The 16,440-nt window shown below is 64.8% G+C and carries 16 protein-coding genes and 1 tRNA gene; 7 read left to right on the top strand and 10 right to left on the bottom strand.

Translation table 11 applies throughout. The features are described 5' to 3' along the window. Window positions 1–40: 40 nt before the first annotated feature. Genes ACWW36_RS28165 through ACWW36_RS28155 form a run of 3 tightly spaced genes read right to left on the bottom strand, consistent with a single transcriptional unit; the run spans window position 41 to window position 2,157 of the window. Entirely contained in the window at window positions 41–733 is a 693-nt protein-coding gene (locus tag ACWW36_RS28165; protein ID WP_456139199.1) for a hypothetical protein, read from the bottom strand. 57 nt (window positions 734–790) lie between these two features. Continuing rightward, window positions 791–1,453 (bottom strand): MspA family porin, encoded by a 663-nt coding sequence (locus ACWW36_RS28160; RefSeq protein WP_456139198.1) that lies wholly within the window; start codon window positions 1,451–1,453, stop codon window positions 791–793. A gap of 29 nt (window positions 1,454–1,482) precedes the next feature. Next, entirely contained in the window at window positions 1,483–2,157 is a 675-nt protein-coding gene (locus ACWW36_RS28155; protein ID WP_456139197.1) for an MspA family porin, read from the bottom strand. Window positions 2,158–2,553: 396 nt separating this feature from the next. Between ACWW36_RS28155 and ACWW36_RS28150 the strand changes: the two genes are divergently transcribed. Together ACWW36_RS28150 and ACWW36_RS28145 are read left to right on the top strand one after the other, a co-directional pair. Next, complete coding sequence (locus ACWW36_RS28150; protein ID WP_456139196.1) at window positions 2,554–3,084, top strand: hypothetical protein; 531 nt, start codon at window positions 2,554–2,556, stop codon at window positions 3,082–3,084. A gap of 100 nt (window positions 3,085–3,184) precedes the next feature. Continuing rightward, on the top strand, window positions 3,185–3,772 hold the full coding sequence (locus ACWW36_RS28145) for a sensor domain-containing protein (protein WP_456139195.1): 588 nt from the start codon (window positions 3,185–3,187) through the stop codon (window positions 3,770–3,772). A 1-nt stretch (window position 3,773) separates the two neighbouring features. Here the strand turns inward: ACWW36_RS28145 and ACWW36_RS28140 are convergent, their stop codons facing one another. The 4 genes from ACWW36_RS28140 to ACWW36_RS28125 form a co-directional block, all read right to left on the bottom strand. Next, window positions 3,774–4,073 carry a hypothetical protein gene (locus ACWW36_RS28140; protein WP_456139194.1) on the bottom strand — a complete coding sequence of 100 codons (300 nt, stop codon included), beginning with the start codon at window positions 4,071–4,073 and terminating at the stop codon, window positions 3,774–3,776. A gap of 34 nt (window positions 4,074–4,107) precedes the next feature. After that, a complete protein-coding gene (locus tag ACWW36_RS28135) occupies window positions 4,108–5,517 on the bottom strand; it encodes a PE-PPE domain-containing protein (RefSeq protein ID WP_456139193.1) in 1,410 nt (469 codons plus the stop codon). Between the two features lie 121 nt (window positions 5,518–5,638). Beyond that, window positions 5,639–6,139 carry an Rv2253 family sensor-like surface protein gene (locus ACWW36_RS28130; RefSeq protein WP_456139192.1) on the bottom strand — a complete coding sequence of 167 codons (501 nt, stop codon included), beginning with the start codon at window positions 6,137–6,139 and terminating at the stop codon, window positions 5,639–5,641. A 140-nt stretch (window positions 6,140–6,279) separates the two neighbouring features. Continuing rightward, window positions 6,280–6,353 (bottom strand) — tRNA-Arg (locus ACWW36_RS28125). A 131-nt stretch (window positions 6,354–6,484) separates the two neighbouring features. On the opposite strand from ACWW36_RS28125, the gene ACWW36_RS28120 reads away from it, so the two are divergent. The 4 genes from ACWW36_RS28120 to ACWW36_RS28105 are packed head-to-tail and all read left to right on the top strand — an operon-like array spanning window position 6,485 to window position 14,004. Then, complete coding sequence (locus ACWW36_RS28120; protein ID WP_456139191.1) at window positions 6,485–7,969, top strand: wax ester/triacylglycerol synthase family O-acyltransferase; 1,485 nt, start codon at window positions 6,485–6,487, stop codon at window positions 7,967–7,969. Next, entirely contained in the window at window positions 7,966–9,606 is a 1,641-nt protein-coding gene (locus tag ACWW36_RS28115) for an HAD-IB family hydrolase (RefSeq protein ID WP_456139190.1), read from the top strand. Before ACWW36_RS28120 ends, ACWW36_RS28115 begins: the two co-directional genes overlap by 4 nt. Then, entirely contained in the window at window positions 9,603–11,951 is a 2,349-nt protein-coding gene (locus tag ACWW36_RS28110; protein WP_456139189.1) for a glycerol-3-phosphate 1-O-acyltransferase, read from the top strand. The genes ACWW36_RS28115 and ACWW36_RS28110 overlap by 4 nt, the downstream gene beginning before the upstream one ends. Window positions 11,952–12,000: 49 nt before the next feature. Further along, complete coding sequence (locus ACWW36_RS28105; RefSeq protein ID WP_456139188.1) at window positions 12,001–14,004, top strand: cytochrome c oxidase assembly protein; 2,004 nt, start codon at window positions 12,001–12,003, stop codon at window positions 14,002–14,004. Between the two features lie 21 nt (window positions 14,005–14,025). Here the strand turns inward: ACWW36_RS28105 and ACWW36_RS28100 are convergent, their stop codons facing one another. The 3 genes from ACWW36_RS28100 to ACWW36_RS28090 are packed head-to-tail and all read right to left on the bottom strand — an operon-like array spanning window position 14,026 to window position 15,638. Continuing rightward, complete coding sequence (locus ACWW36_RS28100) at window positions 14,026–14,520, bottom strand: SRPBCC family protein (protein WP_456139187.1); 495 nt, start codon at window positions 14,518–14,520, stop codon at window positions 14,026–14,028. Next, the gene (locus tag ACWW36_RS28095) at window positions 14,520–15,152 is read right to left on the bottom strand and encodes a nitroreductase family protein (RefSeq protein ID WP_456139186.1); all 633 of its coding nucleotides are present in this window, start codon (window positions 15,150–15,152) and stop codon (window positions 14,520–14,522) included. The genes ACWW36_RS28100 and ACWW36_RS28095 overlap by 1 nt, the downstream gene beginning before the upstream one ends. Before the next feature lie 3 nt (window positions 15,153–15,155). After that, a complete protein-coding gene (locus ACWW36_RS28090; protein WP_456139185.1) occupies window positions 15,156–15,638 on the bottom strand; it encodes a carboxymuconolactone decarboxylase family protein in 483 nt (160 codons plus the stop codon). A gap of 107 nt (window positions 15,639–15,745) precedes the next feature. Between ACWW36_RS28090 and ACWW36_RS28085 the strand changes: the two genes are divergently transcribed. Then, window positions 15,746–16,435: a hypothetical protein gene (locus ACWW36_RS28085; RefSeq protein WP_456142656.1), complete on the top strand. Its 690-nt coding sequence runs from the start codon at window positions 15,746–15,748 to the stop codon at window positions 16,433–16,435. Window positions 16,436–16,440: the final 5 nt, after the last annotated feature.

The following is a 16,440-nucleotide window of genomic DNA, read 5'->3' as shown; positions in this document are numbered from 1 at the left end:
CGCGGACTAAACCCCTTGGTGCACAGGGCTATTTGCGAAATCAGCCCGCGGGTGGAGGCGGCACGAGCGGTGGCGCGCCCGGCGCAGGTGGCGGCGGCGCGTCCGCCGGGTCGGGCAGGAACTGACCCAGCCCGGACGGAACGTTCGTGCCGGGCAGCGGCGCGGTGCCGGGAAGCGGCTCACCGAGCTGTTCCTGGGGCATCTGGCCAAGCAAGCCGCCCTTGAGCATGCCCGCGCGGTACATGTCGATGTACCGGCCGAACCACTCACGACGGCTCACATCTGCATGCTCGTCACCGGGAGCGACGTCGAACTGCTCGCCCTCGCCGGGTGCCGAGGGTTTCAGGTTTTGGCCCAGCCCGTACCCGTTGTTGAACGGATTGAGATTCGGCGGGGTTCCCGGATTGGCGCCCGGTATCGCGGGCAACGGATTCTGGCCGAGAACGGTCGCCTGGTCAAGACCGACGACCGGCGGTGCGCCGAGTGCGCCAGGGACATCGGCGGGCGGTAGTCCGTTCTGCGCCAGCACGTTGAGCCCATTGGGCCCAAGAGGCGCGCCGACGACTGGGACCATTGGACCGGGGGGAGGCGGAGGCGCGGGCTCGCCGGGCACCGGCAAGGGCTCCGGCGGTGGAGGGTCGGCAGCGGCGGTCGCCGCGAAGGCGACCGCCGCTCCGAAAGTGACCAAACCTACTGCCGCAACGTTCGCGACCGCATTCTTTGCGATGACCATGCGATCTCGATCAATCATGGCGAATGGTCTTCTCTCCCTTAGTGTTCGACGCTTGGCTCAGACAGCCTTGGTCACGCCGTAGTACGCCACCACGTCATCGGTGTCGTCGGTCGCGCTTGTCAGCGTCGCGTAGGACCGCAGGAACGACTGACCGACGCAGCCGTCGACCTTGATGTGGGTGTCCTTGAGGGTGACACGCACAGGCGCGGTCTTGTAATCCTTCTTGTCGACGGTGACGGTGGACACCGTGCCGGGCTTGGCGTGGATCTCAATCGTTCCGGAGATCGGGAACGAAATGCCGGTTGGCACGATGCCGCCGGTCAGCGACGAGCCTGAGGTGCTGATGCCCGCCTGGCCGATGAGCCTGACCTGGCCGAGTTCGATGCCACAACCGATCTGATAGCCGGCCTCCAGCGTCCCGCCCTTCAGACTGGTCTTGCCCTTGCCCGTCACCGTTCCGGTGAACGTGCCACCCACGAGGTATTCGCGCGACGAGACCGCGGTCGTCAGCGGTGCCACCGGCAGCTGCGTCTCGTCCTTGGCCACGACGGTCAACACCCAACCATCTGGAGTCGTCACGATCCCGGGATCCGCCGACGCCACGACGCCGTTGTCCGGCGGAGGCCCGGCGTCGTCGGCCGGCGGGTCAGCCAGCGCGAGGGGTGCGGTCCCGAGCGGGATCAGCATGCAAGCAGCCACTGTGGCAAAGCGATTCAACATGTTTTCTCTTCCGTTCGAGTTCGCAGGGGTCAGACGGCCTTGGTGACGCCGAGGTAGGTGATGACGTCGTCGGTGTTGTCGGTCGAGCTCGTCAGGGTTGCGTACGAGCGGATGAACGACTGGCCGGCGCACTGGTCGGTCTTGATGCGGACGCCGGTGATCGTGATGCGCGTCGAGGTGCCCTTGAACTTCTTCTTGTCGATGGCGACCGTCGTCACCGTGCCGGGCTTCAGGTAGACCTTGCCCTGCAGGAAGACGCCCAGGCCGGCGTTGGCGTTGGTGAACGGAATGTTAATGCCGGGCGTGAAGCTGGCGCCGGGGTTGATCTCGACTTCGTCGGAGATGATGCCGCAACCGATCTGTTCACCGGCCTCGAACGAACCGCCGGTCAGTTTGGTCTTGCCGCCACCGGAGATCTTTCCGGTGAAGGTGCCCGCCACCAGGTATTCGCGCGACGAGATGGCGGTGGTCAGCGGCGCCACCGGCAACTGCGTCTCATTGCTACCGACGACCTCGAGGTGCCACCCGTCCGGGGTATCAAGGACACCGGGAGGAGCCGAGGGCACGGCACCCTCCGGCGGTAGCGGGTTGGTGACGGGAACTACCGCCGGGTCCGGCGGTGGAGGGGGGTCGGCCAACGCGAGGGGCGCAGTCCCGACCGGGACCAGCAGGCAAGCAGCCAGTGCGGCAAAACGATTCAACATGGGTGTTAAGACGCCTCTCGTGGGTCGGAATCCAAGGGGATCCAACGGATCTGTCGCGAGGGAGCCTCTAATGGTGGAGTTGCCAAACGGTGAACGGACCGGAAACAATTAGCGCATGGTTTCCATCGAGTAAGCGTCTCTGCGCTGCGGTCTCATGTGGGGCTTAAGCAGTCTCAATCAAAACCACAGCCCGAAGACAGGCAATGGACCGCGATTGGAAATCATGCGTTGGGCCGGTGTTCACCTTTCAGACACCTGGCCAATCGACGGTAGTTCGAGTTACTGCCCTCGAGACTGGACGGGGCTCGTCGACGTGGGTTTGGCTGGCGGCAATGCATGCCGGCGGGTGGAGCAAAACCAGCTAACCCTGCGAGACCGACTACCTTGGAGGAAACGTTGAGTTCATCTCACGTATACGAGCGAGCGCTGGCCGCATCTTTCGTCGCGTTCAGCCTTGGGGCGACGGTCATTCCGACGGCCTCCGCTGACGACGTCACGGTCGACGGGGCGTCACCGGGCCCGGTTCAGGTGGCTCCCGGGCCGACGGCGGACAACGCCGATCCTGCGGCGCTGGCGGCATGCGCTCAGTTCGCCCAGATCCTCGACGGATCGTCCGCCTACTACGGCGATTTCGCCGACTCATTCGAAGGCTCCGACTATTCAGACCCCGCCGTCGCCAGTAGCAACTCCGTCGGCCGGACCGCGCTGCGCGAATCCGCCGCGCTCGCGATGAGCACAGCGAATACACCCGGTTTGGACCCGGGGATCGCAGATCCCATGCGGTCCTGGTCGGTCGGCGCGACGAAGCTGCTCCTCAAGATGGGTCTGCGCATACCCGGCGACAGCTTGAACACCACCGCGAACGACATGAACAACGACGCCACCAACGTTCAAGTGGCCTGCGCGGCCGCAGGGACGCACGCCTAATCTGGTGAAACGTCTACACATTGGGGCGGTTGCGCTCAGCCTCGTGGTCACCGGTTGCGGGGGTGGCGCTGCGTCGGGGGCTTCGGAACCACTGAGGTTGGTGCCGGACAACGCCCTCACCGGATCGCTCCTTAGCGCCGACGAGATCAACGCCGTCATGGGGACCAGCGGGATGACGGCGCATCCGCCCGCCACTGCGATGGGTGATCACCGCAATCTTCTGCCAAACCTGAATTGCCTGGGTGTCTGGCAGGTCAACGAAGCTCCGATCTACGAGTCCAGTCACTGGAAATCGGTTCGCCAGCAGATGCTTCGGGCGCCGGACAACGACGAATGGGATTCCCTTGTCGTGCAGTCGATCGTGTCTTACCGCACGGCCGATGGGGCGCGGCAATTCTTCACCGAGTCGACGGACCGATGGTCCAAGTGCACGAACCACAACGTGAACATCGAACTCAACGGCCAGAAGCTGCCGAAGTGGCGCAGTGGCGATCTGACGAAGACCGACAACCAGCTCGCGATGCCGTATACCCGGACCAACGGCGACCAGATCAGGTCATGTCAACGAGCGCTCGAACTTGCCGCCAACGTGATTCTGGACATTCAGGCGTGCACGCCACAGCAGGAGGCCGCGGTCACCCAGGCCGCCGACATCGCCGACAAGATCGTGTCGAAACTTCCCCGGTGAGTCAGGCTCTGGCCCACCGCAACAGATACCTGTAGTACAGGCCTCGCCGCACCGAGGCCCCGGGCAGCAGTTCTTCCGCGGTGCGCCGGATGTCGTCGAGGCCCTCGCATGGATCGGCGACCGCGACGCCGATGTTGCCGGTCTCGGAATGCAGCCAGGATCCGGCGCGTGCAGCGGGAAGGCGCAGCACGTCCCAAAACCAGTCGCGCACAGTCTTATTGGCTGCAACACCGACGACCGCGATCTCGCCGGTCGGTGCGGTGTTGTGGTTCCAGTAGTCACGATCACTCCGGACGGGCATACACAGACTGTGCCACGGCGTCGGGTGAGGACGGTTACGCAGCCGCGCCGGTGTTCTCGCTACCCGTCTGTTCGCCGGTGCCGGTCGAAGACTCGGTGGATGGCGCGCTTTCCGTCGTCGGTTTCGGCGTCGGCGATGTCGAAGTGCTCGTTGTCTCAACGGATTCGGAGTCGACGCCCGATGTCTTTTGCTCGCCGAGCTGCTGCGGGACGGCCTTCTCGCTATCGCGCACGACATTGGTCAACGGCTTCGGTTTGTCCTTCTCAGGGAGGGCGGCATCCTTTTCTGTCGACGCTTGCACATCTTTGTTCGTTGCCACGGCGTCGGCCGTGAGGGTTGTCGTGGACGTCGTCGTCGCGGCGGACCCGCCACCGGTGACCGCCTCCAGCCCCTGTTGGATCGCCCCGGGAATCTTGGTTGCCGTCGCGACGATCTCGGCCGGCGGCGGGAAAAGCCGTGCAGGCTCGTACTTGCTGGGGTCCGCGGGGATCGGATTGCCACCGGGATAGGCCGAGTTGACGAGCACGGTCAGCAGCGGTTCGGTGAGATCAGCGATGAAATTGCCGAACACGGGCACGACGTCGCGGATCAGGTTGGTCAGCGGCAGGCCGTTGCTCGTGTACGTCACATAGGTGGTGTTGCCGCGCTTGGTGACGTACGCGGCCACGCGGTCGCCGGCGGGCACTGCACCGCATTGAGCGTCAGGACATTCGAGGACTTGACCGTTGTCGGTGATGCCGCACGTGTTGGCCGACCCGCAGGTGTACTTCGGCGAGCCGTCAACGTTGACCGGTAGGTCGAGTTGGTCCTGGTTCAGATGCCGGTACAAGTACGCGACCAACGAATTCACGTCTGCTACGACGTTCCATACGTCCGCGGGAGCGTTCGAGTTGTAGTCGTACGCGTATCCGACGTCGACGAGGGCCGCAGCGTCGGTGTCGGTAGGCGTGGGGAACGGGTTGACGCCGATCAACGCAAACCACGGATAACGGGTGCCGAAGCCGCCGTTGGGCCGGGCGACGTTGTTGTCAAGGATGAAGACCGTCTGCGGGAGGGCCGGATCGTGCTGCGCCTGCAGTTGCATCAGCAGCAAACTGGCATTGGCGGCACCCCAGCCCGAGGACAGGATCGCGTTCTGCTCGCCGGCGTTGTCCTGCAGCGCCTGGTTGATACCCCATGGCCCGGTGAAGAAGTTGACGTGTGTGATGTCGGTGCCCGTGGTGTTGTACGGCGCCGCATCGAACTTGCCCTGGTAGAAGTTCTCGTTGCCACTGCCGTCCGGGTGCGTGGAGCTGCCGACGACGATCAGCGCGGCAAGATCCACAAGGGGCGCCGACAGCAACGCCGGCTGCATCGCAGCAACTCCGGCAATGCTCGTCGCGACCCCGACCGCCGCGACGCGCATCGTCGTCTTCTTTATCCGGTTCTTACCGGTCTTGCTCATCTCCGGCGTCCTCCCCCAAGCCACAGATAGCAACCTATCGTGCCACCCAGTGCCAGGGGAGTCCCGGACAGCATATCCGCCGGTATTTACGTATTCAACAATTTCTTGGAGCGCCGCTGAGTTACGCGCGTTCGGCCGTCATGTTCATCTCGAGCGTGCCCTGGCACGGGCCGCTCAAAATGTCGGTGTGCATGGTGCCGGAAAGTGACCCGTCGGGTTGTGGCGTGTAGCGCACATCGGCTCGCGCGGGACTCCATTGGATCGTGCCGTCGTCCATCATGCAGTCCCACTGGAAATCGCTGACCTGTGTCCAGGACGACCCATCCCAGGTGAATTGAATCGGCTGCGGAACCGTCGGATTTCTCGGCGGAGGGCCGCTGGTGATCGTTGCCGTGCAGTTGCTGTCGGAGCAGCTCGAGCTGAACCCGTAGGTGTCGGTGTATTGAACCTCAGGCTGGCCGGCCGCGATGCTCGTCCCGGCCTTTGGGCCGACGATGAACGTGATCGCGTACTCGCCGTTCCAGGACGCAGCGTCGGCGGTGGCCGTCGGGGAAAGCGACAGCGCGATCGTCAGCGACGCGGCGCCCAAACCGACGAAACTGCTCAGCCGAAATCGGGTCATCGGTTCTCCTCGTGGGATCTGTACCACGAATGAGTTTCCCAGAGTCAGTGGTTCAGGAGGAGGTGAATGGGGCCCGATCGAAGCCGCGATCGAGCCGTAAAACTCCCTGTGACAAGCGGCGACGCAAAGTAGTTAATCAGCGCCCCCGGCACGACTCGAACGTGCGACCTAGAGATTAGAAGGCTCTTGCTCTATCCAGCTGAGCTACGGGGGCAACCTCGCGAGTTTATCTCGCTGCGACAGGGAACCCTGCGCCCGCAACAGCTATATAAAGGCACTCCGTACCAACGGGCGGCGGACTAGCGTGGTGGCAGCACACTTCGACCGGGGAGGAGAGCGACGAGCATGAGTGACGTGCCGGACCTCGACGCGGCAGGACTTCCGGAGGAACTCAGCGCGTTCGACCAGATCTTGCATCGCGGCGAAGCCAACCCGCGGACCCGTTCCGGCATCATGACCCTGGAGATCCTCGACGCGACGCCGGACTGGGATCGCTTCCGGGCCAGGTTCGAGAACGCCTCACGCAAGGTGCTGCGGCTCCGTCAGAAAGTCGTAACACCGACACTGCCAACCGTGGCGCCGCGCTGGGTGATCGACCCAGACTTCAACCTGGACTTCCATGTCCGTCGGCTCCGCGTTCCCGACCCCGGGACGCTGCGCCAGCTCTTCGACCTTGCCGAGGTGGCCACGCAGTCACCGCTCGACATCTCACGGCCACTGTGGACGGCGACCCTTGTCGAAGGACTCGAGGGCGGCTGTGCGGCCGTGATGATGCATCTCAGCCACGCGGTGACCGACGGCGTCGGAGCCGTCGAGATGTTCGCCAACATCTACGACCTCGAGCGCGACCCACCGGCGCAGGCCCCTCCGCCGCTGCCCATCCCGCAGGACCTCTCACCCAACGACCTGATGCGCCAAGGGATTAACCGGCTGCCCAGCACCATCGCGGGCCGGCTGGGAGGTGTGCTTTCTGGCGCCGCACACGTGGTGGGCGAAGTGATCCGCGATCCGATATCGCGGATGGGCGACGTGGTCGAGTACGCGATGTCGGGTGCCCGCGTCGTCGGTCCTGTCGCTCCGCCGTCGCCGGTGCTTCGTCGCCGCAGCCTGTCGTCACGTACCGAGGCGATCGACATCGAGTTCGGCGACCTGCACAGGGCTTCCAAGGCCGCGGGCGGCTCCATCAATGACGCCTATCTCGCCGGGTTATGCGGGGCCCTGCGTATGTATCACGAAGCCAAGGGTGTTCCGATCGACGCGCTGCCGATGGCGGTGCCGGTCAACCTGCGCTCCGAGGCGGACCCGGCCGGCGGTAACCGCTTCGCAGGGGTCAACCTGGCTGCCCCGATCAGCCTCACCGACCCGCAGGTGCGGATCAAGAACATCCGCTCCCAGATGACCCGCAAGCGCGACGAGCGCGCGATCGACATGATGGGCGCTATTGCACCGGTGCTCAGCCTGCTGCCTGACACCGTCCTTGAGTCGATGGCCGGCTCGATCGTCAACTCCGACGTGCAGGCCAGCAACGTGCCCGTCTATGCGGGTGACACATTCATCGCGGGCGCAAAGATCCTGCGCCAGTATGGGATTGGCCCGCTGCCCGGCGTGGCGATGATGGTCGTGCTGATATCCCGTGCCGGATATTGCACGATCACGACGCGTTACGACCGCGCGTCGATCACCGACCCGGAGCTGTGGGCGCGCTGCCTGCTGGCCGGGTTCGACGAAGTGCTTGCCCTTGGCGGTGAGGGTCGGGCGGCGCCGGCGTCGTTCGCGACCGACACCGCCGAACTCAACCCGGTCTCCTCCAACGGAAGTGCGGCACAATGACTTCGGCTAACGGTCAGTCCAATCCCCGTACATTGCGGCTGCCCGGATCGGTCGCCGAGATCGAGGCCAGCCCGTCCGGGCCCGAGGTGGGCGCGTTTTTCGATCTCGACGGCACTCTCGTCGCCGGCTTCACCGGCGTCGTCATGACCCAAGACCGGTTACGCCGACGCCAGATGTCCGTCGGCGAATTCATCGGGATGGTGCAGGCCGGGCTCAACCATCAGTTGGGCCGCTCGGAGTTCGAGGACCTCATCGGCAAGGGCGCCCGAATGCTGCGCGGCAGTTCGCTCGCCGACATCGACGAGCTTGCCGAGCGCCTGTTCGAGCAGAAGATCGTCGGCCGCATCTATCCGGAAATGCGCGATCTCGTGCGTGCCCACCAGGCCCGCGGGCACACCGTCGTGCTCAGCTCGTCGGCGCTGACGGTGCAGGTGGAACCGGTGGCGCGATACCTCGGCATCGACAACGTGCTGAGCAACAAGTTCGAGACCGACGAAAACGGTTGCATCACAGGGGAAGTGCTCAGGCCAATCCTGTGGGGGCCAGGCAAGGCAAGGGCGGTACAGGCGTTCGCCGCGAAGAACAGCGTCGACCTGTCCAAGAGCTACTTCTATGCCGACGGCGACGAAGACGTCGCGTTGATGTACCTCGTCGGCAATCCTCGGCCGACCAACCCGGCGGGCAAGCTCGCCGCTGTCGCGGCCAAACGCGGTTGGCCGGTGTTGCGGTTCACCAGCCGTAGTGGCGCCAACCCGGTTTCGCAATTGCGGACGGTTGCGGGTATCGCGTCGCTGGGGCCGATCGCGGCAGGGGCCCTCGGCCTTGGGCTGCTTACCCGCAACAAGCGCACCGGCGTCAACTTCTTCACGTCGACGTTCGGCCGCACTTTGTTGACCCTCACGGGGATCAACCTCAACGTGCTCGGCAGGGAGAACTTGACCGCTCAGCGGCCTGCGGTGTTCATCTTCAACCACCGTAACCAGGCTGACCCGATGATCGCGGGCACGTTGGTCAAGGACAACTTCACCTCGGTCGGCAAGAAGGAGCTCGAGAACGACCCCATCGTCGGCACCATGGGAAAGATCATGGATGCGGCCTTCATCGACCGCGACGACCCGCAGAAGGCGGTCGAAGGGCTCAGGAAGGTGGAGGAACTCGCCAAGAAAGGCTTGTCCATTCTCATCGCGCCGGAAGGCACGCGCCTCGACACCACCGAAGTGGGCCAGTTCAAGAAGGGACCCTTCCGCATCGCGATGTCGGCCGGAATCCCGATCGTGCCCATAATCATTCGCAACGCTGAGGTCATCGCCGCGCGCGACTCGAGCACCTTCAACCCCGGCACCGTCGACGTCGTTGTGTATCCGCCGATTCCGGTCGACGACTGGACCCATGACAACCTTCCCGAGCGCATCGCCGAAGTCCGCCAGCTGTATCTCGACACCCTCAAGGCCTGGCCGCACGACGCGGTGCCCACCGCCGAGCTCTACGACCGGAAGAAGGCCCCGGCCAAGAAAGCCCCTGCGAAGAAGGCCGCCAAGAAAGCGGTGAAGAAGACAGCCAAGAAAGCGGCGGACGCACCGGCGAAGAAAGCAGCCAAGAAGGCGACGAAAAAGGCCGCCGCGAAAGGCCGGCCGTGAAAGTCCCCGCCGACAGTTACGCGCCCTTCACCGCCACTGACGACGCGCTGGTGCTCGCGTCGGTGTCGTCGCCCGCCGAACAGGAGCTGCTCAACGACTGGCTGGAACGCCAGCGGCGGGAACACCCAGACTCAAATGTGGAAGTGCTTCGGTTACCCGTCGACGATGATCCCCCCGGAGCAGTGCTGGCCCAGCTGGTGGAACTTCTTGACGCCGACGAAGACCGGTCCGTCGTGCCGGTGCGTGTGTTCTGGATACCAGGTGGACTGCCCACCCGATCCAAGGTCGTGGCGTTCCTGTCCGGCCGTGACACCTACCGGCCACCCGAAATCCTGCAGCGTCGCATTCTTCACAAGGACCCGTCACGCGCACGAGTGGTGGCTGGCGAACCCGCGAAAGTGTCTGAGCTGCGCCAGCAGTGGAGCGACAACACCACAGCGGAGAACCCGCGCGAGTTCGCGCGGTTCGTCCTGCGTCGGGCCATCCTCGCGATCGAACGCGTCGAGCTGCGCCTGCTCGGACCGGAGTACAAGTCACCCCGGTTGATCAAGCCCGAGCTGCTGGCTTCGGCGCGCTTTCGTGAAGGGCTGGAACAGATCCCGGATGCGGACGTCGATAAAGCGGGGGAGATGCTCGATGAGCTCTCCACCGGCTGGAGTCGGTTCTCCGTCGATCTGATTCCGGCATTGGGCCGTGCCATCTTCAGTCGCGGCTTCGATCCCAACATCGACTACGACCGCGATCAGGTCGAAGCTATGCGGCGCGCGCTGGAGACTCATCCGGCCGTGCTGCTGTTCTCCCATCGGTCTTACCTCGACGGCGTAATAGTGCCAGTCGCCATGCAAGAGAACAGGTTACCGCCGGTACATACGTTCGCTGGCATCAACTTGTCGTTCGGGTTCATGGGGCCGCTGATGCGCCACTCCGGCGTAATCTTCCTTCGACGCAAGCTCGACGATCCGCTGTACAAGTATGTTCTGCGGCAGTTCGTCGGATACATCGTCGAGAAGCGATTCAACCTGAGCTGGTCGATCGAGGGGACACGCTCGCGGACCGGAAAGATGTTGCCTCCGAAACTCGGCCTGCTCGCTTACGTCGCTGACGCATATCTCGACGGCCGCAGCGACGACATCCTGCTGCAGCCGGTGTCGATCAGTTTCGATCAACTGCATGAGACGGCCGAGTATGCGGCCTACGCGCGCGGCGGCGAGAAGACACCCGAAGGGCTGGGGTGGCTTTACCACTTCATCAAGGCTCAGGGCGAGCGCAATTACGGCAAGATCTACGTCCGCTTCCCCGAGGCCGTTTCGATGCGCGAATACCTCGGCGAGCCGCACGGCCAGATGGCCACAGACAAGGACGCCAAACGTCTGGCGATGCAGAAGATGGCTTTCGAAGTGGCGTGGCGCATATTGCGGGCCACCCCTGTAAATGCGACCGCGCTGGTGTCGGCGCTGCTGCTCGCCGCCCGCGGCAGGGCCCTGACCCTGGACCAGCTGCACCACACCTTGCAGGATTCGCTCGACTATCTGGAGCGCAAACAGACTCCGATGACCAACAGCGCGTTGCGACTTCGCACACCGGACGGTGTCCGCGCCGCGGTCGACGCGTTGTCGAACGGACACCCGATCACGAGGGTCGACGGCGGCCGCGAGCCGGTTTGGTACATCGCGCCGTCGGACGAACACGAGGCATCGTTCTACCGCAACACGTTGATCGACGCGTTCTTGGAGACGTCAATCATAGAGTTGGCGCTCGCTCACGCGCACCGGGCAGACGGTGATGGCGTGCAAGTGTTTTGGGCTCAGGTGGCGCGACTGCGCGATCTACTGAAGTTCGACTTCTACTTCGCTGACTCGGCAGCCTTTCGCGAGCACATCGCAGAAGAGATGTCCTGGCATGAGAATTGGGAAAACCAAGTCGCAGCCGGCGGCGACCAGATCAAGATGCTGCTGCGAGCCAAGCGACCGCTTGTCGTCGGGGCCATGCTGCGCCCGTTCTTCGAGGCGTACGAGATCGTGGCCGAGGTCTTGTGCGACGCGTCCGCCGAGATCGGCGAGAAGGAATTGACGAACAAAGCGCTTGGCTTGGGCCGCCAGTACGCGGCACAGGACCGGGTGCGTAGTAACGACGCAGTCTCTGCGTTGTTGTTCGCCACCGCGCGTCAGGTCGCCGCCGACCAGCATCTGTTGGAACCCGCCGCCGATCTGGGCGAGCGCCGGGCCCAATTCCGCAACGAACTGCGGGCCGTTCTGCAAGACATGGACGAGGTCGAGCAGATCTCTCGTGAGCAGTTCGCAGCCCGTGAGATGGAGCGCCGCGGCCTACGCAGCGAGTCCGCGTAGCGAGGACGGCCCGCAGGCCAGCGAGGGTTCACGCCATACGCTGGTGCCTATGACCACGGCGGCATCGACTGTGCGCACCAGCGCGGTGTGGCCCGTGCTCGTCGGAGTCGCGGTGCTGGCCGGGGCAACCGCCGCGGGCATCGGCGCGCTGTCGCTGGCTGACGCGCTGACCGCGACGGGCCTGCCCGACCCGGGACCCGTGACCACTTACGGCTTGCCGTTCGTGCGGGCGGCGGGGGAGATCGCCGCGGTGCTGGCCGCCGGGTCGTTTCTGTTCGCGGCGTTTCTGGTGCCGCCACAGCCGAACGGCGTGCTCGACGCCGCCGGATACCGTGCGCTGCGGCTGGGAACGGCCGCGTCGGCGGTCTGGACGGTGTGCGCGGCGCTGCTCGTGCCGCTGACGGTGTCAGACGTTTCCGGCCAGCCGCTGCGCGAACATCTCAATCCCGCCGGTATCTGGTCGGCGGCCAGCATTGTCGACATCGCCGGAGCGTGGCGGTGGACCGCGTTCCTCGCCGCGGCGGTGACGGTGGCCAGCCTGCCGGTGTTGCGGTGGGCGTGGACGCCGGTGCTGCTTGCCGGGGCGCTGCTGACGTTGGCGCCGCTGGGCCTGACGGGCCATTCGTCTGCCGGCGGCGCACATGACATGGCGACCAACAGCCTGCTGATCCACCTGGCTGCGGGCGCCTTGTGGGCGGGCGGCCTGTTGGCGCTGCTGGTGCACGCGATGCGCGCCGGTGAACATGCGGACCTGGCGGCCCGGCGGTTCTCGGCTCTGGCGTTGTGGTGCTTCGTCGCGATGGCCGCGAGCGGGGTGGTCAATGCATTGGTGCGGGTGCCTGTGCCCGATTTGGTACGCACCGACTACGGCTGGCTGGTGATCGGCAAGTTTGTGGCTTTGTGTGTGCTGGGGTTGCTCGGCTGGCGGCAGCGCAGAAGCAGCCTCGTGGCCTTGCGAGCCGATCCGTCGGCGCGCGGTCCCCTGATCCGCCTGGCGCTGGTCGAGGCTGCGGTGTTCGGGCTGACGTTCGGCATCGCGGTCGGCTTGGGTAGGACGCCTCCGCCGCCGCTGCTGCGGGAGCCGAGTCCTGTCGAGGTGGCGATCGGGTATGACTTCGCCGGGCCGCCGACGCTGGCACGCGTGCTGTTCGATTGGCGTTTCGACCTGATCTTCGGAACGGCCGCGATCGTTCTGGCGGTGCTGTACCTGGCCGGTGTGCGCCGGTTGCGTCGCCGCGGCGACGCCTGGCCGGTGGGCCGGACGCTGGGGTGGCTGTGCGGATGCGCGGCGCTGCTGTTCGCGACGTCGTCGGGCCTCGGGCGCTACATGCCGGCGATGTTTTCGATGCACATGGTGGCGCACATGCTGCTGTCGATGCTGGTGCCGATTTTGTTGGTGCTCGGTGCGCCGGTGACGCTGGCTCTGCGGGCGCTTCCGACGGCAGGTCGCGGCGATCCACCGGGGCCGCGGGAGTGGCTGCTGGCGGCGCTGCACTCGCGGGTGTCGCAGTTCCTGACCCACCCGATCGTGGCGACGGTGCTGTTCGTCGCGGGCTTTTACGGGCTGTATTTCGGCGGCCTCTTCGACGCCGCAGTCGACAATCACGCCGCGCATGTGCTGATGAACGTCCACTTCCTGCTGTCGGGCTACCTGTTCTACTGGGTGGTGATCGGCATCGACCCGACGCCTCGGCAGATACCGCAATTGGGCAAGCTTGCGATGGTGTTCGCGTCATTGCCGCTGCACGCGTTTTTCGGTGTGGTGATGATGAGTATGAAAACCGTTCTGGGCGAGTCGTTTTACCGCTCGCTGCAGCTCAGCTGGCATACCGATCTGTTGGGTGATCAGCGTCTCGGAGGTGGAATCGCCTGGGCGGCAGGCGAAGTGCCGCTCGTTGTGGTGATGATCGCGCTGCTGATCCAGTGGCGCCGCAGCGACGAACGCACCGCCAAGCGACTCGACCGCGCTGCTGATCGCGACGACGATGCGGACCTGGCCGCGTACAACGCGATGCTGACAGAATTGGCGCGTCGGGATGGGCAGTCGCGTTAGCGGCGGCGAACCGCCGGCACACTAAGTCAATCGCGTGACGGTGCCGGCGAAGCCCAGCGCGTGCTCGTAAGTCTCAAGATTGTCGCGAGAGATTTTCGCGTGCACGGGACGTTCCAGAAGGAATCGCAGCACGGGGTTATAGGCGTGATACGTCTCGTGGAACGTGAGCACCGTTGTGCCGTCGGACTGTTCCTCGAGTTCGTGATAGCCCTCGGCGCGTGACCACAGCGGCGCACCGACCGCAATGTACCGCGACAGCTTGTTGAGCTTGCCTTCGGTCACCGTTTCAAACGACCGCCCCTTGCCCCCCGACAACAGATACTTGGGTACCTCGAAGATGCAGGTGCGCACGAGACCCTCACCGGCCTCGTCGCCTTCGTGGAGGATCTCCATGCTGCCCGTAGGCCACTTGAGGACGCGCGGTCTTGGCGAGTTCGGGGGCACCGGGGGATGCAGCACGCGCCACACCCTTCTCGGAGGTGCGTCGATGTGGAATCGCACGGTGTAGGACTGCATCAGTGCTCTCCTTCCCAGGAGTTCCAAAACGTGACGGTCTCCGGTGGTGGCCGCGAGGCCGGCCGGAAGTCATTGCCGATTGTGTAGGCCACCGGGAACAGCGCCGCCTGGGTCACGCCGGCGGGGATTCCCAGGAGTTCCCCGACCTCGCGTTCTTTGGCCAGATGCATGGTCGTCCACACGGACCCCAGACCGCGTGATCGAAGCGCCAGCAGGAAACTCCAGCCGGCAGGGATGATCGAGGCCCACGCCGACGCGGCGGCCACCTGGTTGCTGCCGTCGATACGGCTTGTCAGACAAGGGATTACGTGAACCGGAACCTTCGCCAGGGTCTCGGTGAGCCCGAGGGCGCTTTCATACACGCGTCGGGTCTGGGAGTCGGATTCCGTTGAGGCGGCGTGCGCAAGATATTCGGCACCGATGCTGCGGTAGATCTCGGCGATCGCGGTGCGCTTGTCGGCGTCGGTGACCACCAGCCAGCGCCAGTCTTGGGCATTGCTCGCGGTGGGTGCCTGCATCGCGAGCCGCACGCATTCCAGAATGACGTGACGTTCGACCGGCCGCGTCAGGTCGAGGCGTTTGCGCACCGACCGTGTGGTGGTGAGAAGTTCGTCGACCGAGGCGATGTCCACCGGTCAGACGTCGATCGCACAGGATTGATCGACGCCGAGCACGGTCAACGTCCGACCGAGGCCGAGAAAGACAGCGACGCACAGTGTCAGGTCGAGGATCTCCTCGTCGCTGAACAGCTCGTGTAGTCGTTCGAAGAATGCGTCGTCGATGGAGGCGTGGTCAATGGCGAAGCGATCGGCGTACTCAATCGCAAGGCGCTGGCGCGGCGTGTAACCGGGGTAGGTGGCGTACGCAGCTACGTTCTCGTAGAGCTCTGGTGCGATGCCCGCGTCCAGCACTGACGGCGCGCGAAAGTCCGAGCACGCGGTGCAATCGTTGATCTGGGCGATTCGCATCCTGGCGAGTTCACGCTCGTTCGCAGGCAGGATGCTGTCCTGATAGGCGCCGCGGATCATCCGCTCGACCATGGCGCAGAGCTGAGGTCGTAACGTCCAGATCATCGCGGCTTCGCCGCCGGGGCCGTCGGGCACATCGAGCCTTGCCATCATCGAACTCCCTGCATGCGAGGGCCGTTACCCTTGTGAGGAAACCAGACTCTCGGTGTCGCTGTCCAGATGCAGCGCCCGCGCTTGGAGGTCTCGGCGTGCTTTTCATGCATGAGGTACACAAGGTGCGCGGTCGCGCCGAAGACAGCTTCGAAGCCGCTTTTCGTAACGCTTGGATGCCTTTGCTCGGCAGCGGCGACGATGCCCGGTTGCTGTGGTACGCGAACCAGGCGCATGGGACCGGGCCCGCTTACACGGTCGTGACGGTGACTGCGGTTCGGGACGGCAGCGCGTGGGAGCGCCTGGCGCTGCGGATACAGAGTGGAGATCTGCGGAAGTGGATGCGCGACCTCGATGAGCTCCGCCACGACGTCGAAGCCAAATTGCTTGTCCCACTTGCATGGTCGCCACTGAAGGACGTGGAGTTCGACCAGGTTCCCGCGGATGGCCGGGAGCATGAGCTGACCCTTTACATGGAAGACACCATGTGGCCCTACGAGGACAAGTTTGGTGAGTACATCGAGCGATGCGGGGAGGTGTACTCCAAGAGCCTGGACCGGCCTAACCCGCTGCTCACCATTGAGGCCGCCTTCCAGCCTGCCCTTGGCAGCCAGCTGCGCCGCGAGGTGGCGCTGATGCAGCGCATCCACGACCCACAGGCGCTTCTGAAGCTCATTCAGACCGAGATTCCTCCTGAGCACCGCGGCCCAGGGACGTGGATGCACGACGCGCTCGAGCTGCGCGATCAGTGGACCAGCCGGCTGCTGCGAACCTCCGCCTGGTCACCCCTTTACTGAGCGCG

The organism is Mycobacterium sp. MMS18-G62 (genome assembly GCF_053877835.1).
The sequence above is the reverse complement of the archived record's forward strand: the minus strand, read 5'-3'. Positions and strand labels throughout refer to the sequence as shown.

Coding starts and splice junctions, on each gene's coding strand:
- ACWW36_RS28165 (WP_456139199.1), bottom strand. CDS start 733: ATGGTCATCGCAAAGAATGCGGTCGCGAACGTTGCGGCAGTAGGTTTG.
- ACWW36_RS28160 (WP_456139198.1), bottom strand. CDS start 1,453: ATGTTGAATCGCTTTGCCACAGTGGCTGCTTGCATGCTGATCCCGCTC.
- ACWW36_RS28155 (WP_456139197.1), bottom strand. CDS start 2,157: ATGTTGAATCGTTTTGCCGCACTGGCTGCTTGCCTGCTGGTCCCGGTC.
- ACWW36_RS28140 (WP_456139194.1), bottom strand. CDS start 4,073: ATGCCCGTCCGGAGTGATCGTGACTACTGGAACCACAACACCGCACCG.
- ACWW36_RS28135 (WP_456139193.1), bottom strand. CDS start 5,517: ATGAGCAAGACCGGTAAGAACCGGATAAAGAAGACGACGATGCGCGTC.
- ACWW36_RS28130 (WP_456139192.1), bottom strand. CDS start 6,139: ATGACCCGATTTCGGCTGAGCAGTTTCGTCGGTTTGGGCGCCGCGTCG.
- ACWW36_RS28120 (WP_456139191.1), top strand. CDS start 6,485: ATGAGTGACGTGCCGGACCTCGACGCGGCAGGACTTCCGGAGGAACTC.
- ACWW36_RS28115 (WP_456139190.1), top strand. CDS start 7,966: ATGACTTCGGCTAACGGTCAGTCCAATCCCCGTACATTGCGGCTGCCC.
- ACWW36_RS28105 (WP_456139188.1), top strand. CDS start 12,001: ATGACCACGGCGGCATCGACTGTGCGCACCAGCGCGGTGTGGCCCGTG.
- ACWW36_RS28100 (WP_456139187.1), bottom strand. CDS start 14,520: ATGCAGTCCTACACCGTGCGATTCCACATCGACGCACCTCCGAGAAGG.
- ACWW36_RS28090 (WP_456139185.1), bottom strand. CDS start 15,638: ATGGCAAGGCTCGATGTGCCCGACGGCCCCGGCGGCGAAGCCGCGATG.
- ACWW36_RS28085 (WP_456142656.1), top strand. CDS start 15,746: ATGCATGAGGTACACAAGGTGCGCGGTCGCGCCGAAGACAGCTTCGAA.